The 23,333-nt window shown below is 73.8% G+C and carries 17 protein-coding genes; 9 read left to right on the plus strand and 8 right to left on the minus strand.

Going from position 1 to position 23,333, the window contains the following annotated elements; all coding sequences use genetic code 11:
• Window positions 1-20: 20 nt before the first annotated feature.
• Both ACIRRS_RS23120 and ACIRRS_RS23125 read right to left on the minus strand, forming a co-directional pair.
• Entirely contained in the window at window positions 21-1,340 is a 1,320-nt protein-coding gene (locus tag ACIRRS_RS23120) for an MFS transporter (RefSeq protein ID WP_402973716.1), read from the minus strand.
• Between the two features lie 45 nt (window positions 1,341-1,385).
• The gene (locus ACIRRS_RS23125; RefSeq protein ID WP_402973719.1) at window positions 1,386-1,991 is read right to left on the minus strand and encodes a hypothetical protein; all 606 of its coding nucleotides are present in this window, start codon (window positions 1,989-1,991) and stop codon (window positions 1,386-1,388) included.
• A gap of 47 nt (window positions 1,992-2,038) precedes the next feature.
• On the opposite strand from ACIRRS_RS23125, the gene npdG reads away from it, so the two are divergent.
• Together npdG and ACIRRS_RS23135 are read left to right on the plus strand one after the other, a co-directional pair.
• The gene (npdG, locus tag ACIRRS_RS23130; RefSeq protein ID WP_402973722.1) at window positions 2,039-2,752 is read left to right on the plus strand and encodes an NADPH-dependent F420 reductase; all 714 of its coding nucleotides are present in this window, start codon (window positions 2,039-2,041) and stop codon (window positions 2,750-2,752) included.
• A 109-nt stretch (window positions 2,753-2,861) separates the two neighbouring features.
• Complete coding sequence (locus ACIRRS_RS23135) at window positions 2,862-3,056, plus strand: hypothetical protein (protein ID WP_402973725.1); 195 nt, start codon at window positions 2,862-2,864, stop codon at window positions 3,054-3,056.
• Window positions 3,057-3,093: 37 nt separating this feature from the next.
• On the opposite strand, the gene ACIRRS_RS23140 is transcribed toward ACIRRS_RS23135, so the two are convergent.
• Entirely contained in the window at window positions 3,094-3,873 is a 780-nt protein-coding gene (locus ACIRRS_RS23140) for a site-2 protease family protein (protein WP_402973728.1), read from the minus strand.
• 207 nt (window positions 3,874-4,080) lie between these two features.
• On the opposite strand from ACIRRS_RS23140, the gene ACIRRS_RS23145 reads away from it, so the two are divergent.
• A complete protein-coding gene (locus ACIRRS_RS23145; RefSeq protein ID WP_402973731.1) occupies window positions 4,081-7,464 on the plus strand; it encodes an AfsR/SARP family transcriptional regulator in 3,384 nt (1,127 codons plus the stop codon).
• A 149-nt stretch (window positions 7,465-7,613) separates the two neighbouring features.
• On the opposite strand, the gene ACIRRS_RS23150 is transcribed toward ACIRRS_RS23145, so the two are convergent.
• From ACIRRS_RS23150 to panB, 3 genes are all read right to left on the minus strand, one after another.
• The gene (locus ACIRRS_RS23150; RefSeq protein ID WP_402973734.1) at window positions 7,614-8,432 is read right to left on the minus strand and encodes an ABC transporter permease; all 819 of its coding nucleotides are present in this window, start codon (window positions 8,430-8,432) and stop codon (window positions 7,614-7,616) included.
• Window positions 8,429-9,448: an ATP-binding cassette domain-containing protein gene (locus ACIRRS_RS23155; RefSeq protein ID WP_402973737.1), complete on the minus strand. Its 1,020-nt coding sequence runs from the start codon at window positions 9,446-9,448 to the stop codon at window positions 8,429-8,431. Before ACIRRS_RS23155 ends, ACIRRS_RS23150 begins: the two co-directional genes overlap by 4 nt.
• Before the next feature lie 125 nt (window positions 9,449-9,573).
• Window positions 9,574-10,443: a 3-methyl-2-oxobutanoate hydroxymethyltransferase gene (gene panB / locus ACIRRS_RS23160; protein WP_402973739.1), complete on the minus strand. Its 870-nt coding sequence runs from the start codon at window positions 10,441-10,443 to the stop codon at window positions 9,574-9,576.
• Between the two features lie 287 nt (window positions 10,444-10,730).
• On the opposite strand from panB, the gene ACIRRS_RS23165 reads away from it, so the two are divergent.
• The 3 genes from ACIRRS_RS23165 to ACIRRS_RS23175 all read left to right on the plus strand — a co-directional run bounded on the left by ACIRRS_RS23165 (window position 10,731) and on the right by ACIRRS_RS23175 (window position 14,352).
• On the plus strand, window positions 10,731-12,362 hold the full coding sequence (locus ACIRRS_RS23165) for an MFS transporter (protein WP_402973742.1): 1,632 nt from the start codon (window positions 10,731-10,733) through the stop codon (window positions 12,360-12,362).
• A gap of 157 nt (window positions 12,363-12,519) precedes the next feature.
• On the plus strand, window positions 12,520-13,164 hold the full coding sequence (locus ACIRRS_RS23170; protein WP_402973745.1) for a TetR/AcrR family transcriptional regulator: 645 nt from the start codon (window positions 12,520-12,522) through the stop codon (window positions 13,162-13,164).
• Window positions 13,165-13,350: 186 nt separating this feature from the next.
• A complete protein-coding gene (locus ACIRRS_RS23175; protein WP_402973748.1) occupies window positions 13,351-14,352 on the plus strand; it encodes an endonuclease/exonuclease/phosphatase family protein in 1,002 nt (333 codons plus the stop codon).
• Between the two features lie 4 nt (window positions 14,353-14,356).
• On the opposite strand, the gene ACIRRS_RS23180 is transcribed toward ACIRRS_RS23175, so the two are convergent.
• Window positions 14,357-16,108 carry an NAD+ synthase gene (locus ACIRRS_RS23180; RefSeq protein ID WP_402973751.1) on the minus strand — a complete coding sequence of 584 codons (1,752 nt, stop codon included), beginning with the start codon at window positions 16,106-16,108 and terminating at the stop codon, window positions 14,357-14,359.
• Between the two features lie 175 nt (window positions 16,109-16,283).
• Here ACIRRS_RS23180 and glnA point away from each other — a divergent pair, with 175 nt between their 5' ends.
• Together glnA and ACIRRS_RS23190 are read left to right on the plus strand one after the other, a co-directional pair.
• Window positions 16,284-17,645 carry a type I glutamate--ammonia ligase gene (gene glnA / locus ACIRRS_RS23185; protein WP_402973754.1) on the plus strand — a complete coding sequence of 454 codons (1,362 nt, stop codon included), beginning with the start codon at window positions 16,284-16,286 and terminating at the stop codon, window positions 17,643-17,645.
• A gap of 175 nt (window positions 17,646-17,820) precedes the next feature.
• The gene (locus ACIRRS_RS23190) at window positions 17,821-19,032 is read left to right on the plus strand and encodes a hypothetical protein (RefSeq protein WP_402973757.1); all 1,212 of its coding nucleotides are present in this window, start codon (window positions 17,821-17,823) and stop codon (window positions 19,030-19,032) included.
• On the opposite strand, the gene ACIRRS_RS23195 is transcribed toward ACIRRS_RS23190, so the two are convergent.
• Window positions 18,999-20,147: an acyltransferase family protein gene (locus tag ACIRRS_RS23195; protein ID WP_402973760.1), complete on the minus strand. Its 1,149-nt coding sequence runs from the start codon at window positions 20,145-20,147 to the stop codon at window positions 18,999-19,001. The genes ACIRRS_RS23190 and ACIRRS_RS23195 overlap by 34 nt on opposite strands.
• A 147-nt stretch (window positions 20,148-20,294) precedes the next feature.
• On the opposite strand from ACIRRS_RS23195, the gene ACIRRS_RS23200 reads away from it, so the two are divergent.
• A complete protein-coding gene (locus ACIRRS_RS23200; protein WP_402973763.1) occupies window positions 20,295-23,318 on the plus strand; it encodes a bifunctional [glutamine synthetase] adenylyltransferase/[glutamine synthetase]-adenylyl-L-tyrosine phosphorylase in 3,024 nt (1,007 codons plus the stop codon).
• The last annotated feature ends 15 nt before the right edge of the window (window positions 23,319-23,333 follow it).

Raw genomic sequence — 23,333 nt, forward strand, 5'->3', positions numbered from 1 at the left:
CCGTCCTGACAAAAGCACTGCTAGGCGGTGGCCGCCGCCTCGCGTTCGTGGTGGGCGCGGACGGCGGCGGTGTGGGGGTCGGTGCGGTCGTCGTAGGCGAGGAGCCTGGGGAGGGCGGCGGCGACGGCGAGGACGGCGAGGACGCAGGCGAGGCCGCCGGTCCAGACGGCGGCGCGGGCGCCGACGAGACCGGCCATGGTGCCGGCGCGGACCTGGCCGAGCTGGGGGCCGACGGAGAAGCTGAGCAGTTCGACGCCGGCCATGCGGCCGCGGACCTCGTCCGGGATGGACTGGTTCCACATGGTGGAGCGGGCGATCCCGCTGATCTCGTCGGCGCCGCCGGCCAGGGCCAGCCCGAGGAGCACCACCCAGACGCTCCCGGCCAGTCCGGCCAGCGTCATCGCGGCGCCCCAGCCGACGGCCGCGACCACGAGCAGCCGCCCGTGCCGGTGGACCCGGGAGGTCCAGCCGCTGGTCGCCCCGACGAGCAGGGCGCCGACGGCCGAGGCCGCGTACATCGGGCCGAGCGCCCAGTCGGCGCCCAACTCCGAGGCCAGGAACGGGAAGACGGCCACGGGGAAGGCGAACAGCATGGCGCAGACGTCGATCGCGTAGGTGCCCAGTAGGTCCTTGCGGCTCCAGGCGTAGCGCACGCCGGTCAACACCGCCCGTACGGACGGGCGTTCGGCCCCGCTGGGCGGCGGCACCGCCTTGATCCGGGTGAGCAGCGGCAGCGAGACGGCGAAGGTCAGCACGTCCAGCGCGTAGGCGGTCTTCACCCCGGAGAAGGCCACCACCACGCCGGCCAGCGCGGGCCCGACGATCGAAGCCACGTTGTGGTACAGCGACTTGAGGGCGAAGGCGGCGCTCAGGTGCTCGTGCGGGACGAGCCGCGGCAGCAGCGAGTCCAGCGCCGGGCGCTGGAGCCCGTCGCAGGCCGCGACCAGGGCGGCGACCACGTAGATCGGCCAGAGCACCGGGTCCGGCAGCAGGGCGTTGAGCAGCAGCAGGGCGGCGAGCAGGCCGAGCCCGGCCTCGGAGCGCAGCACCAGCTTGCGGCGGTCCAGGGCGTCGGCGAGGGCCCCGCCCCAGAGGCCGAAGACGATCAGCGGAACGAGTTCGACGGCGCCGATCAGGCCGACCGCGAGGGAGGAGTCGGTGAGCTCCTTGATCTGCATCGGCACGGCGACGTACGTGAGGAAGCCGCCGAAGCTGGTGATGCAGCCGCTCGTCCACAGGTACCGGAAGTCGCGGGACTCGCGCCACGGGGAGAGGTCCGGGGCCAGGGAGCGCAGGGCCGTGCGCAGCCGACCGCTATGGGGCGGTTCGTCGTCGTTCACGAACCGATATCCTCTGGCGCCCGCTTCGCCCCCGCAACGGGTTTTTCACCAGCGGCTGATCGAGGGCCCCGCCGTCAGCCGCCCCGCCAGTTCGGCGAGCCGGCCGAGCGCCGACCGGCGGGCGGGCGGCTCCCCGGCGGCGGCGCTGACCAGGTGCTGGGCGAGGTCGAAGGGCTCCTCGGCGTCGGTGCCGACCCCCAGCCGCTCGTGCGCCAGGCCCCCGAGGTCGCCCGGATGACCGGGGGCGGCGCCGTCCAGGGCGAGGACGGTGGCGCCCCGGCGCCGGGCGTCCCGGACCCGCTCCAGCAGCGGCGCCCCCGCCGTCGAGGGGGCCACCACCAGGACGGTCGCCCCGCGCCCGGCCCCGGCGAGCCGGCCCAGGTCCTGCGCCAGGTGCATGGGGGAGCCCCCGGGCGGACGGTGGCGCAGCAGGGTGGGTGCCAGCCGGGGGACGGCGGACCAGGCGGCCTCGTCCTCCAGGTGGGCGGCCAGGTGCCAGGGCTCGTACTCCTCGGTGCCGACCAGCAGCAGGTCGTCCGCGCCGCGCCGCTCCACCGAGCGGCGCAGCGACCCGGCGAAGCCGCCGACCCTCTCCAGCCAGCCCGTGCCGGCCAGTCGTTCCCTGAGTGCGGTGACCTTCAGCGCGTCCATGAGGCCCACGATGTCGCGCCCGGCGCGGGGTTTGGGAGGATCGGGCCATGACTTCCCTCGATCCAGTGACGAACGAACAGAAGAGCCCGGGCCGCGAGCTGCCGGACGTGTCCGCGTTGGTGGTCGGCGTCCTCGGCGGCACCGGCGACCAGGGGCGGGGCCTGGCGCTGCGCCTCGCCAGGGCCGGGCAGCAGGTGATCATCGGCTCCCGCGACGCCGCCCGGGCCGAGGCCTCGGCGGCCGAGCTCGGCGGGGGCGGCCTCGGCGTGCGCGGCGCCGACAACGCCACCGTCGCCCGGGAGAGCGACGTGGTGATCGTCGCGGTGCCGTGGGAGGGCCACGCGGCGACGCTGAGCGCGCTGCGCGAGGAGCTGGCGGGCAAGATCGTCGTCGACTGCGTCAACCCGCTGGGCTTCGACAAGCAGGGCGCGTACGCCCTCAAGCCGGAGGAGGGCAGCGCCGCCCAGCAGGCCGCCGCCCTGCTGCCGGACTCCCGGGTCACCGCGGCCTTCCACCACCTGTCGGCGGTGCTGCTGCAGGACGAGTCGGTGGAGCGGATCGACACCGACGTCCTGGTGCTCGGCGAGGAGCGGGCCGCGACCGACGTCGTGCAGGCGCTGGCGGAGCGCATCCCCGGCATGCGGGGCGTGTTCGCCGGGCGGCTGCGCAACGCCCACCAGGTGGAGGCGCTGGTGGCCAACCTGATCTCGGTCAACCGCCGCTACAAGGCCCACGCGGGCCTGCGGATCACCGACGTGTAGAACGCGGGTGTGTCGGCCTCACCCCTGGACGGGCTCCCGGGGTGAGGTCGGCGACAATGGGTCCCGGTCGCGACCCGGCCGACCGAACCCCGCCCGAGGAGCCCCCGCCATGCCCCGCACGTCCCTCTTCGCCCTGATCGCCGTCGTCCTCGCGCTGGGGGCCACCGTGGTCTCGGCGGTGAACGCGTTCTGGTTCGGCCTGGTGCTGTGGCCGCTGCTCGCGGGCGTCGCGAGCAACATCATCTGGATGAACCGCCGCCGCGCCAGGATTCTCGAAGCGGCGGCTGCCGCCCGGCAGGGCTAGGCCTGGCAGGGCTGGGCCCAGCAGGGCCGGCCCGGGCTCAGTCCCAGAAGCGGAACAGCGCGTAGCCCACGGAGGCGTAGGCCCCGCTCACGCCGAACAGGTCCATCACGCCGTACACGGCGTCGTAGAACACGGCCCGCACCTGCGGCTGCCACAGCAGCGCGAACACCGCCAGCACGCCGTACGGCGCGAACGGCTCGATCGAGCGCCGGGTCTTGTACGAGAGCCAGGGCTCGACGATCCCGTAGCCGTCCAGGCCGGGCACCGGCAGCAGGTTCAGCAGCGCCGCGCTGATCTGGAGCAGGCCGAGGAAGCCCATCGCGGCGGCGAGGTTCGGGTTGCTGTACGCGTCGATCCAGCCCATGCCGATCGGGACGAGCAGCGCCGCCGCGAAGACCACGTTGGCCAGCGGGCCGGCCGCCGAGATCAGGCTGTGCTTGAGCCGGCCCTGGATGCGGTGGCGCTCGATCCACACCGCGCCGCCGGGCAGGCCGATGCCGCCGAGGATCACCATGACGATCGGCAGCACGAAGCTGAACAGCACGTTGGTGTACTTGAGCGGGTTGAGCGTGAGGTAGCCCTTGGCACCCACGCTGATGTCGCCGCCGTGCAGCGCGGTGCGCGCGTGGGCGTACTCGTGCAGGCACAGCGACACGACCCAGCCGGAGACCACGAACAGGAAGACGCCGAACCGCACGTTGCCGTAGCCCGTGGTCACGGCCCAGGCGGAGGTGGCGAGGACGGCGAGCAGGACCCAGAACACCGGGCTGATCCGGCGGTCCTCGCTGCGGGAGCGCTGGGCGTCGGCGAAGGTCATCTGTGGGTGCTCCGAGTACGGGGGAGGGGGTTCGGGTCCGATCATGCCGGGCGGTGCGGGGGCCGGACAAGCCGTTCCCGGTGAACGACCGGGACCCCTCCCGCGTTCCGCCCGCGGAACGGGCTGCGGAACGGGCCGCGGAACGGGGCGGGGAGGGGTCAGCACAATTGTGCGCCCCCACTCCCGCGGATCGACCAGAATGGTCCGGTGCACTACGGCATCCTCGGGACCACCACGGCCCACCACGACGACGGCACGCCGGTGCCCCTGGGCGGCGCCCGGCTGCGGGCCCTCCTCTGCGCCCTGGCCCTGCGGCAGGGGCGGCCCGTCCCGGCGGACGTCCTGGTCGACGAGGTGTGGGAGGCCGAGCCGCCGCAGGACTCCTCCGCCGCCCTCCAGACCCTGGTCGGCCGGCTGCGCCGCACCATCGGCCGCGAGGCCGTCGGCTCCGGCCCGGCCGGCTACTGGCTCACCTCCTCCGCCTCCGACCTCGCCGACTTCCAGCGGCTGAGCGGCGAGGGCCGCCGGGCCCTGGACGCGGGCGACCACGCCCTGGCCGCCGAGCGCCTGCGCGCCGCCCTCGCCCTGTGGCGCGGCCCGGCCCTCGCCGACCTGCCCGACCGCTCCGGCCCGGCCACCCGGCTGGAGGCCCAGCGCGAGGAGGCCCGCCGCCACCGGATCACCGCCGACCTGGGGCTCGGCCGCGCCGGCGAACTCGTCGCCGAACTCGCCGAGCTCTGCGACCGCCGCCCCTCGGACGAGCCGCTGCACCTGCTGATGCTCCGCGCCCTGCACCTCAGCGGGCGCACCGCCGAGGCGCTGCGCCACTACGAGCGCACCCGGCGCGCCCTCGCCGAGGAGCTCGGCGTCGACCCAGGGCGCCAACTCCAGGCCCTGTACGCCGAGTTGCTCTCCTCCGCCGAGGAGCCGGCCCCCGGGCCCGTACGGGAGGAGCGAGCGCCCGCCGCCCCCGCGCCGCCCAAACCCCCGCGCACGGTGGGCAATCTGCGCGGCCGGCTGACCAGCTTCGTCGGCCGCGAGATCGATCTCGCCACCGTGCGCGATCTGTTGACGGACCGTCGGCTGGTCACCCTGACCGGCCCCGGCGGCTCCGGCAAGACCAGCCTCTCCGTCGAGACCGGCCGCGCCGAACAGCCCACCGGCGCCTGGCCGGACGGCGTCTGGATCGCCGAACTCGCCCCGCTGGAGAGCCCGGAGGCCGTCGCCGCCGCCGTCGTCTCCGCCCTCGGCCTGCGCGAGGTGGTGCTGCACACCAGCGTGGTCTCCGAGGTGATCGAGAAGCGCCCCGAGGACCCGGTGCGCCGGCTGGTCGACCACTGCGGCCGCCGCCGGATGCTGCTGATCCTCGACAACTGCGAGCACCTGATCCAGGCCGCCGCCGAACTCGTCGCCGTCCTGCTCGCCGAGTGCCCGGGCCTGGCCGTGCTCGCCACCAGCCGCGAGCCCCTCGGCGTGCCCGGCGAGACGGTCCTGCCGGTCGAGCCGCTGCCGGACACGGTGGCGCTGCGGCTGCTCACCGAGCGCGCCGCCGCCGCCCGTCCGGGCTTCGACCCGCGCGCCGACCCGCAGGCCTGCGCCGAGATCTGCCGCCGCCTCGACGGGCTGCCGCTGGCCATCGAACTGGCCGCCGCCCGGCTGCGGGTGATGACGGCCCGCCAGATAGCCGACCGGCTCGACGGCCGCTTCGCCCTGCTCACGGCCGGCAGCCGCACCCTGCTGCCGCGCCAGCAGACCCTGCGCGCGGTGGTCGACTGGAGCTGGGACCTGCTGGGCAAGCGCGAGCGCGCGGTGCTGCGCCGGCTCTCGGTGTTCACCGGCGGCTGGCAGCTGGAGGACGCCGAGGCGGTCTGCGCGGACGAGGCGGTGGTGGCCGCCGAGGACGTCGCCGACGTGCTGCTCTCCCTGGTCGACAAGTCCCTGCTGGTCGCCGACCTGGACGACGGCGCCGGGCTGCCGCGCTACCGGATGCTGGAGACCATCCACGAGTACGCGACCGAGCGCCTCGCCGAGTCCGCCGCCGAGCGCGCCGCGACGGAGGCCCGCCACCTCCAGCGCTTCCGCGCCGTCGTGTGCGCCGCCGACGAGGCCGTCCACGGCCCGGGGCAGCTGCACTGGCTCTCCGTGCTCGACCGCGAGCAGGACAACATCCGCGCCGCCCTGCGCCGCGCCATCGACCTGCGCGACGAGCAGCAGGCGCTGGTCCTCGTGCTCGGCCTGGCCTGGTACTGGGGGCTGCGCGGCTACAGCCAGGAGGCCCGCGGCTGGTACAACGCCGTCACCGCGCTGTGCCCCGACGACCCCTTCGCCGAGGACGCGCCGGAGCCCGTGCCGCTGGACCGCGGCGTGCTGGAGTACGAACTCCCGCTGCCCGAAGGGGTGGTGGAGGAGGGCCGTCGGCTGCTGGCGATGTTCCGGCTGATCGGGATGTTCGAGGGCAACCTGGAGGTGCTCGGCGACCCGACCGCCGTCGCCCTCGCCCGCCGCCTGCTGGAGGTGTACGGCCCGGGCCTGCCGCAGTCGTACCGCTTCCCGGCGGTGATGCGGGTGTTCGCGGCCTTCCTGGCCGGCCGGATGGACCTGATGCGCGAGCTGCTGGACGACGCCGTGCGCGGCGCCGAGGCCCACGGGCGGCCGCACGACCTGGCCTTCGTCCTCCAGGTCCGGGCCAAGGCCCTCAACGACTGGCCCGGCGGCCAGGAACAGAGCATCCGCGACATCGAGCGCTCGCTGGAGCTCTTCGAGCGCTCCGGCAACCTCTGGGGCATCTCCCAGACCCTCTCGGCCCGGGGCGAGGCGCTGGCGAACCTGGGCGACAACGACGGGGCGGCCGACTCGTACGAGCGGGCGATCGAGCTGGCCGAGCGGCTGGGCGCGCCCCAGGAGGTGCCGGTCCTGAGGGTCCAGCTGGCCAGTGTCCTGCTGGAGCGGGACATGGCGCTCGGCGAGCGGATGATCCGGGAGACCGTGGCCGGGCTCGACCTCCCGGCCGTCGACCAGGCGTCCATCGGCGCGGTGCTGCTCGGCCACCTGACGCTGTGCGGCATCCACGCCCACCGCGGCGAGTTCGCCGAGGCGCTGGCGGAGCTGGACCTGCTGGAGGTGACCAGGGTCGGCTTCTTCGCCCCGGGCCTCACCTCCGGCCTGCTGCTGACGGCCAAGGGCTGGATCACCGCCCGGGCGGGGGAGCCGGACGAGGGGCTGGCGCTGCTGCGCGAGGGCTGGCAGCTGGTGCGGACGCTGAACGAGGTCTCCGGCCTCGCCGAGCAGATGACGGTGATGGTCGTCCCGGCCGTGGTCGGCACGCTGCGGGCCCTCTACGAGGTGCACGGGGACCTCCGGACCGCCCGTACGGCGGCCGTGCTGATCGGTGCCCAGGGCGGGCTGAACGGCCCGAAGGGCGGCTACCTGGAGAAGTACGAGCGCGAGCGGGCCGTCGAGAGCCTGCGCGAGTGGCTGGGCGGGGAGGCGTACGAGCAGGCGTACGGGGAGGGCGTCGTCCTGACCCACCGGCAGACCCTCGCGCTGCTGGCCGAGGTGCTCGGGGGAGAGCCCGAAGGGGCCCCGGCGTAGGGGGACGACGACGAGGGGCCGGCCGGCGCCCGTCCCCAGGGTTCGCCGGCCGGCCTCACCTCCGGCGGACGGCCTGTCCCGGGCCGCGTCCGCCGATCCGCCCGCCGGCCCCTCCCCGGAGGGAGGCGGCCGGCGGTGGCACCGGGGTGTCAGGTCCGCTTGCGGTAGCGGGCCACCGCCAGCGGGGCGAAGACCGCCGTCGAGACCGCCGACCAGATCAGCACCACCATCACCGGGTGGGCCACCGGGCCGTGCCCGTTGAGCAGGGCGCGGGAGGCGTCGGCCAGCGCGGACAGCGGGTTGACCTTGGTGAAGGCCTGGAGCCAGCCCGGCATGGTGTCGGTCGGCGCGAAGATCGAGCTGCCGAACTGCATCGGCAGCAGCACCAGCATGGAGACGCCCTGCACGGCCTGGGCACTGCGCAGCGCCATGCCCAGCAGCATCGAGATCCAGACGATCGACATGCCGAACACCATCGACAGGGCGACGGTGGCCAGCAGCTCCGGCACCCCCGTCTTCAGCTCGAAGCCGAGGAGGAAGCCGAAGGTCAGCAGGATCGCCGTGGACAGCAGGGCCCGCAGCGACTCGGCCACGATCTTGGAGAGCAGCACCGAGGCCCGGCCGATCGGCAGGGTGCGGAAGCGGTCCATCACGCCGGTCTGGAAGTCGCTGTTCAGGCCGGTGCCCACGGCCAGTGCCAGGGTCATCCCGGTCTGCCCGATCAGGCCCGGGATCATGTACTGCTTGTACGCGTCCTGGTCCCCGGCGAACATGGCGCCGCCGAAGACGTAGACGAAGAGCACGGTGAAGACGATCGGCATCAGCACGGCGTCGAACATCGACTCCGGGTCGGCCTTGATCCTCATCAGGTTGCGCCTGGTCAGCGCCCCGATGTGGCGCAGGTTGGCGGCCAGGCCGATCCGGCTGTCCTGGGACGACCGGACGGGCGCGAGCGTGGCGGTGGTCATGCGACGGTCTCCTCGACGGGGGCGGCGACGGCGGCGTCCGTCGGGGCGGGCTTGCCGGTGATGGCGAGGAAGACCTCGTCCAGGCTGGGCACCTTGGTGTCGATCCCGGCGATCGCGAAGCCGCGCCCGCCGAGCACCCCGATGACGGCCGTCAGCTGCGCCTCGCCGGTGATCGGCACGGCGAGCAGGCCGGTGTCCTGCGAGTAGGTGGCGGTGGCGATGCCGTGCTCGTGCAGGCAGCGGGCCATCTCCGGCAGTTCGGCCGGGTGGGCGGGGCGCACCTGGAGGGTCTGGCCGCCGACCCTGGACTTGAGATCGGCGACGCCGCCGTTGGCGATGACCCGGCCGCGGTCGATGACGGTCAGCTCGTCGGCGAGTTGCTCCGCCTCCTCCATGTACTGGGTGGTGAGCAGGACGGTGCTGCCTTCGGCGACCATCCGCTGCACCTCGTCCCAGACCTCGTTGCGGGTGCGCGGGTCCAGGCCGGTGGTGGGCTCGTCCAGGTAGAGGACCCGGGGCCGGCCGATCATGCTGGCGGCCAGGTCGAGGCGTCGGCGCATGCCGCCGGAGTAGGTCTTGGCGATGCGCTTGGAGGCGTCGGTGAGCGAGAAGCGCTCCAGCAGCTCGCCGGCGCGGGCCTTGGCGTCGCGCTTGGAGAGGTCGAGCAGACGGCCGATCAGGTAGAGGTTCTCGTAGCCGGAGAGAAGCTCGTCCACCGAGGCGTACTGGCCGGTGAGGCCGATCGTGCGGCGCAGCTCGCGGGGCTGGCGCATGACGTCGTAACCGCCGACCACCGCGGTGCCGGCGTCCGGCTTGATGAGGGTGGAGAGGATGCGGACGAGGGTGGTCTTGCCCGCCCCGTTGGGGCCGAGCACGCCCAGCACGGTGCCCTCGCGGACGGTGAGGTCGACCCCGTCGAGGGCCTTGGTCTCGCCGTAGTGCTTGACGATGCCCTGCACCTCGACGGCGATCCCGGTGGTGCCCCGCGTGGTCGGGGCCTTGGCGATTCCTGTCATGCCTCCACGGTGCCCGGGGCGGCTGTCACCCCCCTGTCACGGGCCCGGGCGCGCTGTCGGCCCGCCGTCATCGCACTGTCACGGCCGCCCGGGCCCGCTGTCGGGCCCGGGCGGCCGTGCCGCCGTCAGTGGAAGGTGTGCTGCTCCGCCGGGAAGGCGCCGGAGCGGACCTCTTCGGCGAACTCCTTGGCGGCGTCGCCGAGGACGGAGCGCAGGTTCGCGTACTGCTTGACGAACTTGGGCACCCGGCCCGCCGTCATGCCGGCCATGTCCGTCCAGACCAGGACCTGGGCGTCGGTGTCGGCGCCGCCGCCGATGCCGACGGTCGGGATCGCCAGCTGGGCGGTGACCTGGGCGGCCAGTTCGGCCGGGACGGCCTCCAGGACGACGGCGAAGGCGCCGGCCTCCTGGACGGCCTTGGCGTCGCGCAGCATCCGGTGCGCCGCCTCGTCGCCGCGGCCCTGGACGGGGTAGCCGCCGAAGGCGTGCACGGACTGCGGGGTGAGGCCGATGTGGGCCATCACGGGGACGCCGGCGTCGACCAGCAGCTCGATCGAGCGGGCGCTGCGCTCCCCGCCCTCCAGCTTCACGGCGCCGACCCCGGCCTCCTTCATCAGCCGGGCGGCGTTGTGCAGGGCCTGCGCGGGGGACTCCTGGTAGGAGCCGAAGGGCAGGTCGGCGACGATCAGCGAGCGCTTCGTGCCGCGGACGACGGCGGCGGAGAGCATCACCATCTGGTCCATGGTCACCGGGACGGTGGTCTCGTAGCCGAGGTGGCAGTTGCCGGCGGAGTCGCCGACCAGCAGGACGGGGATGCCGGCCTCGTCGAACACCCCGGCGGTGAGGGCGTCGTAGGCGGTGAGCATGGCCCACTTCTCACCGCGCTGCTTGGCGGAGGCGAGGTCGCGGACGGTCACCCGGCGGTTGACCACCCCGCCGTAGAGAGAGGTGGTCGACGCCTGGTTCTGGGCAGGCGAAGGCGAAGAAGCGTTCATCGAACGGACTCCTGAAGGGTTGTGGTCTCGTGGCGCCGTATGGCGTCCCCGGATCACCTCCCATGCTTGCACGCCCCGGCGTGCGCGCCAAGAAGCGGGCGTGCGGGCGGGGATGCGATCCGGGCCACACCCGCCGGGCGCTCCCGCCTTTGCGAGAGCTTTACGATACGGATTCGTCTCGTATCGAAAAGGGGCTACGCTGACGCCGGGGGTCATACGAGACGCACGCGGCTCGGAAACGCCCGCCAGTGCACCGTGCACCACCCAATCGGACGGGGGAAGACCCAATGACCACCGCAGCCGCGCCACCCCGGATACCAGAAGCGATCCACCGCCGGCGCTGGGCGATCCTGGGCACCCTGGTGCTCGCCCTGCTCGTCGTCGTGCTCGACAACTCGATCCTCAACGTCGCGATGAAGACGATCGCGACCCCGGCCCCGGTCGGCCTGGGCGCCACCCAGAGCGATCTGGAGTGGTCGATCAACTCGTACACCCTGGTGTTCGCCGGGTTGCTCTTCACCTCGGGCCTGCTCGGCGACCGCTTCGGGCGCAAGCGCGCGCTGCTGGCCGGCATGGTCGTCTTCGGCCTGGCCTCGCTGCTCTCCGCGATGGCCGCCTCGCCCGGTGAACTGGTCGGCTACCGCGCCCTGATGGGCGTCGGCGGCGCGCTGGCGATGCCCGCCACGCTGGCGATCATCATGAACGTCTTCGAGCGCTCCGAGCAGCCCAAGGCCATCGGCATCTGGGCCGGCGCCGTCGGCCTGGCCATCGCCATCGGCCCGATCACCGGCGGTCTGCTGATCGAGCACTTCTGGTGGGGCTCGGTCTTCCTGATCAACGTCCCGATCGTCATCGTCGCCGTGGTCGCCATGGCCGTGCTGGTGCCCGAGTCCAAGGACCCGAACCCCGGCCGGATGGACCCGATCGGCGTGCTGCTGTCGATCATCGGCCTGGTCGCGCTGATCTTCGGCATCATCAAGGGCGGCGAGCTGGCCGACTTCACCGCCGTCGAGGCCTGGGCGCCGACCCTGACCGGCGTGGTCGCCCTCGTCGCCTTCGTCTGGTTCGAGCGCCGCACCCGCTTCCCGGCGCTGGACATCAGCTGGTTCCGCAACAAGGTCTTCAGCGCCTCCGTCGCCGTCGTCGGCGTGATCTTCTTCGCGCTGATGGGCGTCTCCTTCTTCGGCGTCTTCTACATCCAGAGCGTGCGCGGCTACAGCGCCCTCCAGGCCGGCCTGCTGATGCTGCCGCTGGCCGTCGCCCAGCTGGTGTTCGCCCCGCGCGCCCGGCTGGTCGTCGACCGCCTCGGCGTCGCCGCCACCGCCGCGCTCGGCATGGTGCTCGTCGCCCTCGGCTTCGTCGGGTACGGCGTGATCACCGCGACCTCGCCGATCTGGGTGCTGATCGTCCTCGGCCTGGTCATGGGCGCCGGCATGGCGCACGTCATGCCGCCGGTCACCGTCGCGATCATGGGCTCGCTGCCGCGCGAGAAGGCCGGCGCGGGCTCGGCCGTCAACAACACCTTCCGCCAGGTCGGCGGCTCGCTGGGCGTCGCCGTCCTCGGCGCGGTCCTGTCCACCGTCTACCGCGACGGCATGGCCGACACCCTCCAGAACCTGCCCGTCGAGTACCGCGACAAGGCGGGCGAGTCGCTGGAGGCCACCATGGCCGTCGCCGACCGGCTCGGCGAGAAGGGCCAGGCCCTGGTCGCCCCCGCCTACGACGCCTTCATCCACGCCATGCACGTCGTGGCCTGGCTCTCCGTGGGGATCTCGGTGGTCGGCGCCCTCGTCGCCTGGTTCCTGCTGCCGCGCCGCACCGCCGCCCCCGGCGGCCCGGGCGGGCAGGCCCCGGCGAAGGACGGGCAGGACGCCGCGCAGGACGGCGGCGCCCGCGCGACCGCGACGGCGGAGGCCTGACCAGCGGTGGTGCACACCACGGCTGAGTGACAATGGCCCTGTCGACCGGACGCCGTCCGGCCGGCGGGGCCATCGGTCCGTGCGGGCCCCCACCCGCCCCGGACCGTCGAAGGGACGGCGCCCGCGCGCCCGGGCAGAGCGAGGGAGAGTACCGGGGATGAAGACGGACACCCCGACCGCCGGGCCGCAGGCCCCCGACTGCTGCGCCGTCGGCGCCGGACGCCGCGGACGCCCCCGCAGCGAGGCCGCCGAGCAGGCCATCTTCGCCGCCGTCGAGGGACTGATGGCCGGCGGGACCACGATGTCCGACCTCACCATCGAGGGCATCGCCGCGGAGGCCGGGGTCGGCAAGGCCACCATCTACCGGCGTTGGTCCAACAAGGAGGCCCTGCTCGTCGACGTGGTCGAGCGCCTGGAGTCCCCGCTGCCCGAGCCGAGCGGCCTCGGCACCCGCGAGGACCTGGTCGTGATGATCGACTACATGCGCCGGCGCGGCCTCGCCAAGCGCACCCGCTGGGTGCTCAAGGCCGCCCTCGGCCAGATGCAGAGCCACCCCGAGCTGTACGCCGCGTACCGCGAACGGGTGATCAAGCCGCGCCGCGAGGCCGGGCTCGAGCTGATCCGCCGGGCCGTCGAGGAGGGCGTGCTGCGCCGCGGGATCGACGTGGACCTCCTCGGGGACCTCCTGATGGGCCCGATCATCTACCGCAGCGTCCTGTGGGACGACTCCGACCTGGAGGACCCGGAGCTCGCCCGCAAGATGGTCGACGCCCTGCTGGGGGGCCTGGCACCGCAGGCCTGAGCGGGCCTCCGGCGTGGCCTCGCTCACGGAACCGGCCGCGCCGGAACCCTCGCCACCGGACCCCACGTCTGTCCCGTCATAGGCTGAGCCGGGAATCCGATCGAACCGGCACCAGTCGGGCACTTCGCCTGCGCACCGTGCGGGCGGGGCCGGACCGGCGGACGGCACGAGCGACGGGAGCCACGGATGGCGCAGGCAGGCACGAGCGGGCGACGCGGCGGGTTCCTCGGCCTGCGCCACTGGGGCCGCGACCGGCGCGGCGCCACCGCCTGGCGGCGGGGCCTGCTGCTCGCCGCCCTGGCCCTGGCCGTCGCCCTGTTGCTGGCCTTCCACGCCGAGGTGCCCAACGGCGTCGGCAACCTCGGCAGCCTGCTGGAGACCTTCCTGCCCTGGCTCGGCCTGGCCCTGCCCGTCCTCCTGGTGGCCGCGCTGCTGCGCCGTTCCGCCACCGCGCTGATCGCCCTGCTGCTGCCCGCTGCCCTGTGGGCCAACCTGTTCGGCGGCCTGCTCGCCGACCGCAGCGGCGGCACGGGCGACTGGACGGTCGTCAGCCACAACGTCGCCGCCGGGAACACCGACGTGCCCGGCACCGTCCGCGGCCTGGTCGACTCCGGCGCCCAGATCGTCGCCCTCCAGGAGCTGGCCGGATCGGCGCTGCGCTCGTACGAGACCGGGCTCGCCGCGGCCTATCCGTACCACGCGGTGGAGGGGACGGTCGGGCTCTGGTCGAAGTACCCGATCGGCGAGGCCACCCCGGTGGACCTCAGGATGGGCTGGACCAGGGCGTTCCGCGCCGAGGTCACCACCCCGCAGGGCCCGGTGGCGGTGTACGTGGCGCACCTGCCCTCCGTGCGGCTCAAGGCCGAGGGCGGCTTCACCGTCGACCAGCGGGACGTCAGCGCGCAGGCGCTGGGGGACGCGATCCAGGCCGAGCGGGTGAAGAAGGTCCTGCTGCTCGGGGACCTCAACGGCACCATGAACGACCGCAGCCTGGCGCCCGTCACCTCGCAGATGCGCTCCGCCCAGGGCGCCGCCGGGGACGGCTTCGGGTTCAGCTGGCCGTCCGCCTTCCCGATGGCGCGGATCGACCAGATCATGAGCCGGGGCGGGCTGACCCCGCTGGACTCCCGCACCCTGCCCCGGGACGGCAGCGACCACCTCGCGGTGGCCGCCACCTTCCGGTACTGAGGACTCAGCCCCGGCGCCAGCGGTTGGTGATCGGCAGGCGGCGGTCCCGGCCGAAGTTCTTCACCGAGACCTTCGGGCCCGGCGGGTACTGCCGGCGCTTGTACTCGGCGGTGTCGACCAGCCGGACGACCCGGTCCACCACCGCCGGGTCGAAGCCCGCCGCGACGATCGCGTCCCGGCCCTCGTCGCCCTCGATGTAGCGGGTCAGCACGCTGTCCAGCAGGTCGTAGTCGGGCAGCGAGTCGGTGTCCTTCTGGTCCGGCCGCAGCTCGGCGGACGGCGGCTTGTCGATCGTGTTCTCCGGGATCGGTGCCACCTCGCCGCGCCGCCCGGCCTCCTCGTTGCGCCAGCGGGCCAGGCGGAAGACCAGCGACTTGTAGACGTCCTTGATCGGGCCGTACGCGCCCACCGAGTCGCCGTACAGGGTCGAGTAGCCGACGGCCAGCTCGCTCTTGTTGCCGGGCGCGAGGACGATGTGGCCCTCCTGGTTGGAGATCGCCATCAGCAGGGTCCCGCGCAGCCGGGACTGCAGGTTCTCCTCGGCCAGGCCGGTCAGCTCGGTGGCGCCCGTGTAGGCGTCGAACATCGGGGCGATGGAGACGGTGCGGAAGTTCAGCCCGGTGCGGCGGGCCAGCTCGGCCGCGTCGTCGCGGGAGTGCTGGGAGGAGTAGCGGCTCGGCATCGAGACGCAGTACACGTTCTCCGCGCCGATCGCGTCCACCGCGATCGAGGCGACCAGTGCCGAGTCGATGCCGCCGGACAGGCCGAGCAGCACCGAGCGGAAGCCGTTCTTCTCCACGTACGCCCGGGTGCCGGAGACCAGCGCCGCCCAGATCTCCGCCTCGTCCGAGATCCTCGGGGCGATCCCGGCGGTCGCCCGGCCCTCGGGCCGCCCGGCCGCGCCCTCCAGCTCGGTGCGGACGAGGTGCAGGCCGTCGCTCAGCAGCAGGCCGTCGGTGTGGTCGCTGCTCGCGGCCGGGAGGTCGAGGTCCAGGACCATCAGGTGCTCCTCGAACTGCGGTGCGCGGGCGAGGACTTCGCCGTCCGCGCCGACCACGATCGAGTCGCCGTCGAAGACCAGCTCGTCCTGGCCGCCGACCATGTTGACGTACGCCAGGGCGCAGCCCGCCTCGACCGCGCGCCGCCGGACCAGCTCCAGCCGCAGGTCGTCCTTGTCGCGCTCGTACGGCGAGCCGTTGACCACCAGCAGCAGCCCCGCCCCGGCCTCGCGGGCGGCGGTGACCCGGCCGCCGTCCTGCCAGATGTCCTCGCAGATGGCGAGGGCGACGTCCACTCCGTGCACCCGCAGGACGGGCAACTGGTCGCCGGGGACGAACCAGCGGAACTCGTCGAAGACGCCGTAGTTCGGCAGGTGGTGCTTGGCGAAGCGGGTCACGACCTCGCCCCGGTGCAGCACGGCCGCGCAGTTCTGCGGGGATCCGGCCGGGCGGCCCAGCCGGGGGGAGGGGTGCTCCGAGCGCCCGAGGTAGCCGACCACGACCGGCACCTCGCCGAGCCCCTCGCCCGCCAGCCGGGCCGCCAGCCCCACCAGGGCGGCGCGGGAGGCCTCCACGAAGGAGCGCCGCAGGGCGAGGTCCTCGACCGGGTACCCGGTCAGGGCCATCTCGGGGAACGCGACCAGCTGCGCGCCGGCCTCCACGGCCTGCCTGGTCCAGCGCACCACCTCATCGCCGTTGCGGTCGAGGTCACCGACCCAGGGGTCGATCTGGCTGAGGGCGAGACGGAGTGTGGGCATGGTCCGCAGTGTAATCGTCGATCTGACGCTATGTCCCGTCGGAGAACTCGTGACGGGCACCGGCGGTGCCGTGCGGGGCGGGTATCGGCCATGATGGGGGCAGTCGCCCGACGGGGTCTCCCGGCGGCCTTCCGGGCGTAACACGAGCGTAAAGAGCAGAGGTGAGACTGTCCCCATGGGCAAGCAGCAGCAGTTCGTGCTTCGGACGCTCGAAGAGCGTGACATCCGGTTCGTCCGACTGTGGTTCACCGACGTTCTCGGGTTCCTCAAGTCGGTCGCGGTGGCCCCGGCCGAACTGGAGCAGGCCTTCGAGGAGGGCATCGGCTTCGACGGCTCGGCGATCGAGGGGTTCGCCCGGGTGTACGAGTCCGACATGATCGCCAAGCCGGACCCGACGACCTTCCAGATCCTGCCCTGGCGCTCGGAGACCCCGGGCACCGCGCGGATGTTCTGCGACATCCTGATGCCGGACGGCTCGCCCTCGTACGCCGACCCCCGGTTCGTGCTCAAGCGCACCCTGGAGAAGGCCTCCGAGCAGGGGTTCACCTTCTACACCCACCCCGAGATCGAGTTCTTCCTGCTCAAGAACCTCCCCGGTGACGGCACCGCGCCGATCCCCGCCGACCAGTCCGGCTACTTCGACCACACCCCGCGCGGGGTGGGCCACGACTTCCGCCGACAGGCCATCACCATGCTGGAGTCGATGGGCATCTCGGTGGAGTTCTCCCACCACGAGGGCGCCCCCGGCCAGCAGGAGATCGACCTGCGCTACGCGGACGCGCTCTCCACGGCGGACAACATCATGACCTTCCGCCTGGTCATGAAGGAGGTCGCGCTGGAGCAGGGCGTGCACGCGAGCTTCATGCCCAAGCCGTTCTCCGAGCACCCCGGCAGCGGCATGCACACCCACGTCTCCCTCTTCGAGGGCGACCGCAACGCCTTCCACGAGTCCGGCGCCGAGTACCAGCTCTCCAAGGTCGGGCGCTCGTTCATCGCCGGTCTGCTGCGCCACGCGGCCGAGACGGCCGCCGTCACCAACCAGTGGGTGAACTCCTACAAGCGCATCTGGGGCGGCTCCCAGCGCACCGCCGGCGCCGGCGGCGAGGCCCCCTCGTACATCTGCTGGGGCCACAACAACCGCTCGGCCCTGATCCGCGTGCCCATGTACAAGCCGGGCAAGCAGGGCTCCACCCGCATCGAGGTCCGCTCCCTGGACACCGGCTGCAACCCCTACCTCGCCTACGCCGTCACCCTCGCCGCCGGCCTCAAGGGCATCCAGGAGGGCTACGAGCTGCCGCCCGGCGCCGACGACGACGTCTGGGCCCTCTCCGACTCCGAGCGCCGCGCCCTCGGCATCCAGCCGATGCCGCAGAACCTCGGCGAGGCCATCGACCTGATGCAGCGCAGCGAACTCGTCGCCGAGACCCTGGGCGAGCACGTCTTCGACTTCTTCCTGCGCAACAAGCGCCAGGAGTGGGAGGAGTACCGCTCCGAGGTCACGCCCTTCGAGCTGCGCAAGAACCTCCAGGTGTTGTAGCGGCACTCGCAAACCGGTTCGGGCCCGCTGTCCTCCGGGAGGGTGACGGCGGGCCCGCCTATTGGGTGGATCTGGGGCGGATCGTTTCCCCGATGGCGGAGTGTGAGGGATATGTGACGGAACGTTGTGGTCCGATTGAAGGACTTCCGTCCGTCACGTACTCCGAGAGGGCTCCATGCGTTCCTCCTCCGTCAGCCGCGCCGCCGCCCGTCTGATCGTCCGCCGGACCGGTGTCGCGGGCGCCGCGCTCGTCGCCGTCGCGGGCCAGCTGTTCCTCGTCCCCACCACGGCCGACGCCCGGGGCTCGGGCTCCGGGAAGCCGCACACCCGGGCCGAGACCATCGCCGAGAACCCGCTGCCGTTCACCACCCGCTTCGAGGGCGACTTCCACGGCTCCGTCACCAGGATCAGCAACTCGCTGATGACCTGCGACGAGACCAAGCCGCCGCTGGACCCGGCGCAGCCGCCCTGCGAGGACGCCCGCAAGGGCCTGGGCACCATGCCCATCAACAACAAGTACGAGATGAAGTACATCAACATCGACCCGGGCTCGATCGGCCCGCTCGGTGACCCGATCTACTCCGCCAGCTCCGCCGACCTGGGCCTGATCGACGGCTCCCGGGTCAAGTACGCCCGCCTGTACTGGGGCGGCACCCGCGGCATCGGCGACACCGTGCTGCCGGAGAGCCAGATCGACGAGGTGTACCTGAAGGTCCCGGGCGAGGCCCAGTACCGCAACATCGCCAACGACCAGCCGTCCATCGGCTACATCACCACCGACGTGGAGAGCAGCTACCAGGCCTCCGCCGACGTCACCGACCTGGTCAGGAACGCCGGCAACGGCACCTACACCGTCGCCAACATGGACTCGGTGGTGAAGCCGCACAGCTGGGGCGGCTGGACGATCGTGGTCGCGTACGAGAACGACTGCAAGCCCCTGCGCCACGTCCACGTGTGGGACGGCTTCCAGGTCGAGCTGCCCGACAGCCCGGAGCGCCGGATCACGCTCGGCGGGCTGAACACCCCGAAGTCCGGCCCGATGGGCGGCAAGATCGGCTGGGTGGTCTACGACGGCGACCTCAAGTGGACGGGCGACACCCTCGCCATCAAGTCCACCAACGGTCCGCAGACCCTGTTCTCCGACATCAACCACGCGCCGAACGACGCCTTCAACTCCACCATCGAGGAGCTGACCCCGGCCGACCAGTTCGTCCGCAACCCGTACAACCGCAACAACTTCGGCTACGACTCCAACCGGTGGGACATCTCGCCCTACCTGCGCAACGGGGACACCGACATCACCGCCATCTTCAACACCGAGAAGGACGGCTACGACATCGGCGTCTTCTACGCCTACGTCAACCTGGACGGCTCCACGGACGTCTGACCGTCCGACGCCTCCCGGCGCCGCTGCCGCACCACCCGCGGCAGCGGCGCCGCCGCGTTCCGGGGCGCCCCGCGCAGCAGCCGCTCGCAGGGGCGCTCCACCCGGCGGTACAGCGCTCCGGCGGCGAGCAGCGAACCGCCCGCCAGCAGCAGCCAGACGAGCGCCGTCGCGCCGCCCGGCTCGGGGCGGCCCCGCAGGGCCGTCCAGCAGCGCAGGCCGATCTCGTGCACGAGGTACCAGGCGTACGACCACTCGCCGAGCCGCACCGCCGCCCGCCCGGCCAGCAGCCGGGGTGCCGTGCCCTCCGCGTCCCGCCGGGCGGCGGCCGCCAGCAGGGCCGCGAACAGCGGGGCGGGCACCAACTGCGAGGCGCTGTACGGCCCGTACCAGAGACCGTCCGGCACGGCGGCGTGCCAGGGGACCAGCGCGAGGTGCCAGGCCAGGACGGCGAGCGCGGCCGGGGCGAGCCGCAGGCGGGGGAGCCGCCCGTGGCGGACGGCCAGGCCGACGACCACGCCGAGGACGAACTGCGGGGTGCGGGTGAGCGGCAGGTAGTCCAGCAGGAAGCCGCGCAGCGACGGGTCCTCCGGCAGCAGGGCGCCCGCCGCCCACAGGGCCGGGCCGAGCGCCGAGCAGAGCGCCGCGAGCGGCAGCCAGGCGCGCGGGCGGGGGCCCAACACCCGTAGCAGGGACGGGAAGAGCAGGTAGAACCAGGCCTCGGCGCCCAGCGACCAGGACGCCGGGTTGCCCCCGTACACCGTCGCCGGCGCCCAGGTGTGCAGCAGCGCGAGCGACCACAGCGCCGCCGCGACGGGCAGCGCCGCGCCGAGGGCGGCGTCGGCGGCCAGCGACAGCGCGGTGGTCAGCGCGTGCAGCGGCCAGATCCGGGCGAAGCGGCGGCGGGCGAACTCCACGGCCGACGCCGGGCGGGCGTCGTACGTCCACGCGAGGACGAAACCGGAGAGGACGAAGAAGAAGGTGACGCCCGAACGCCCGTACCAGGCAAGGGGGCTGAGCAGCGGCAGCTCCCCGACCTTGCGGGAGAGGTGGTAGAGCACGACGAGCAGCGCGGCCCAGAAGCGCAGCCCGGTGAGCGAGGGCAGGCGGCTGGGCATCGGGCGGCTCCGGATCGTCGGCGGGGACCGCCGGGTGAACGAGCCGGACGGCCCCCGGGTCACGCGGGGGCGTCCAGGCGGCGGTCATGCCCGGCGCCGGGCCGCGCGGGCGCGTAGCCTGCTGGGGGCGACGGGAAGGAGGGGCCGATGGCGGAGAATCAGCGGACCGGAGGCCGGGTGAGCCGGCCCGAGATGCGGCTCGTCCGGCGCGGGTTCACCGACCCGGCGCTGGCCGTGCGGCTGCTGGACGGCCCCGGACTGGAGGGCCTCGCCGACGACCCCGTCCTGCTGGACGCGCTCGGCGCCACCGCCGACCCGGACCTCGCCCTGCTCGGCCTCGCCCGCCTCCTGGAGGCGGCCGGCGAGGCCGACCGCCGCACCCTGCGCGACACCCTCACCACCTCCAAGCCGCTGCGCGACCGGCTCCTCGGCGTGCTCGGCGTCTCCGCCGCCCTCGGCGACCACCTGGCCCGGCACCCGCACGACTGGCACGTGCTCGTCACCTTCGAGCTGCGCGACATGCACCCCGGCCCCGAGGACTTCCGCCGCGCCCTCGCCGAGGGCGTCCGCGAGGAGGGCCACCCGCCCGCCGACGCCCTGCGCATCGCCTACCGCCGCTGCCTGCTGGCCGTCGCCGCCCGGGACCTCACCGGTACCACCGACCTCGCCCAGACCGCCGCCGAACTCGCCGACCTGGCCGGCGCCACCCTCCAGACCGCCCTGGACCTCGCCGCCGCCCAGGACCGCGAGGCCGCCGAGGCCTGCCGCCTGGCCGTCATCGGGATGGGCAAGTGCGGCGGCCGGGAACTCAACTACGTCTCGGACGTGGACGTCGTCTTCGTCGCCGAACCCCGCGAGGGCGTCGACGAGCACGAGGCGGTCAAGGCCGCCACCCGCCTCGCCGCCGCCCTCACCCGGCTCTGCGCCGACACCACCGGCGAGGGCACCATCTGGCCGGTGGACGCCAACCTGCGCCCCGAGGGCCGCAACGGCCCGCTGGTGCGCACCCTGGCCAGCCACCTCGCGTACTACCAGCGCTGGGCCAAGACCTGGGAGTTCCAGGCGCTGCTCAAGGCCAGGCCCGTCGCCGGGGACGCCGAACTGGGCGCCGCGTACGTCGAGGCGCTCGCCCCGATGGTCTGGCAGGCCGCCGCCCGGGAGAACTTCGTCGCCGACGTGCAGCAGATGCGCCGCCGGGTGATCGACTCCATCCCCGCCACCGAACTGGACCGCCAGCTCAAGCTCGGCCCCGGCGGGCTGCGCGACGTCGAGTTCTCCGTCCAGCTGCTCCAGCTGGTGCACGGCCGTACCGACCCCGCGCTGCGCAGCGGCAACACCCTGGAGGCGCTGGCCGCCCTCTCGCGCGGCGGGTACGTCGGCCGGGCGGACGCCGCCGCGCTGGACGCCGCCTACCGCTTCCTGCGCTCGCTGGAGCACCACATCCAGCTGTACCGGCTGCGCCGCACCCACCTGATGCCCACCGGCGAGGAGGACCAGCGCCGCCTGGCCCGCTCGCTCGCGCCGCTGATCCACGGGGACACCCGCACCGACCCGGAGGCCGCGCTGCGGCGCGAGTGGCGCCGGCACGCCGTCGAGGTGCGGCGGCTGCACGAGAAGCTGTTCTACCGCCCGCTGCTCGACGCCGTCGCCGAACTGCCGCCCGGCGCCGCCGGGTTGAGGCCCGATGCGGCCAGGGCCCGGCTGGAGGCCCTCGGCTACACGGACCCGGCCGCCGCCCTGCGCCACATCAGCGCGCTGGCCTCCGGGGTGAGCCGCAAGGCCGCGATCCAGCGCACCCTGCTGCCGGTGCTGCTCGGCTGGTTCGCCGACTCGGCCGACCCGGACGCGGGGCTGCTCAACTTCCGCCAGGTCTCCGACGCGCTCGGCCGCACCCCCTGGTACCTGCGGCTGCTGCGCGACGAGTCCGCCGCCGCCGAGCAGCTCGCCCGGGTCCTGTCGGCCGGCCGCCTCGCCCCCGACCTGCTGCTGCGCGCCCCCGAGGCCGTCGCCATGCTGGGCGACCCCCAGGGCCTGGCGCCGCGCGGCCGGGCCGCCCTGGAGGCGGAGATACTGGCCGCCGTCGGCCGGGCCGGGAACACCGCCGCCGCCGTGGCCGCCGCCCGCTCCGTACGCCGCCGGGAGCTGTTCCGCACCTCCGCCGCCGACGTGCTCGGCCGGCTCGCGGACGACCCGGCCGAGGCCCTGGACGCGGCGGGGGAGGCGCTGACCTCGCTCAACGCCGCGACCCTCCAGGGCGCCCTGCGCGCCTGCACGGCCGGCTGGGAGGCACGCAACGGCGACCTGCCGACCAGGATCTCGGTGATCGCCATGGGCCGCTTCGGCGGCCACGAACTCGGCTACGGCTCCGACGCCGACGTCCTCCTCGTCCACGAGCCGCTGCTCGGCTCCCTGGACGAGGAGGCCGCCCGCGCCGCCCAGGCCGTCTGCAACGAGCTGCGCACCCTGCTGGCCGCGCCCTCCACGGAGCCGCCGCTGCTGGTCGACGCGGACCTCAGGCCGGAGGGGCGCAGCGGCCCGCTGGTGCGCACCCTCGCCTCGTACGAGGCCTACTACCGGCGCTGGTCGCACGCCTGGGAGAGCCAGGCACTGCTGCGGGCCGAGCCGGTGGCGGGCGACGAGGAGCTGGGGGAGCGGTTCCGGCGGCTGATCGACCCGCTGCGCTACCCGGGCGGGGGCGTGCCGGAGCGGGACCTGATGGAGATCCGCCGGATCAAGGCCCGGATCGAGGCCGAGCGGCTGCCGCGCGGGGCCGACCCGACCACCCACACCAAGATCGGCCGGGGCGGGCTGGCGGACGTGGAGTGGACGGTGCAGCTGCTCCAGCTGCGGCACGGGCACGAGCTGCCCGCGCTGCGCACCACCCGGACGCGGGCGGCGCTGGCCGCCGCCACGGAGGCCGGGCTGGTGGAGGAGGCGGACGCGAGGGTGCTGGACGCGGCCTGGGTACTGGCCTCCCGGGTGCGCTCGGCGGTGATGCTGGTGCGCGGGCGGCCCGGGGACAGCTTCCCGGGGGAGGCCCGGGAGCTGGCCGGGGTGGCGCGCTACCTCGGGTACGGCGCCGGGCACAGCGGGGAGCTGGTGGACGACTACCGGCGCACCACCCGGCGGGCCCGGGCGGTCGTGGACCGGCTGTTCTACGGCTACGAGTGAGGCTTCGGCCGACGG

Origin of the sequence: Kitasatospora sp. NPDC101183 (assembly GCF_044767945.1) — a bacterium.
GTDB lineage: Bacteria > Actinomycetota > Actinomycetes > Streptomycetales > Streptomycetaceae > Kitasatospora.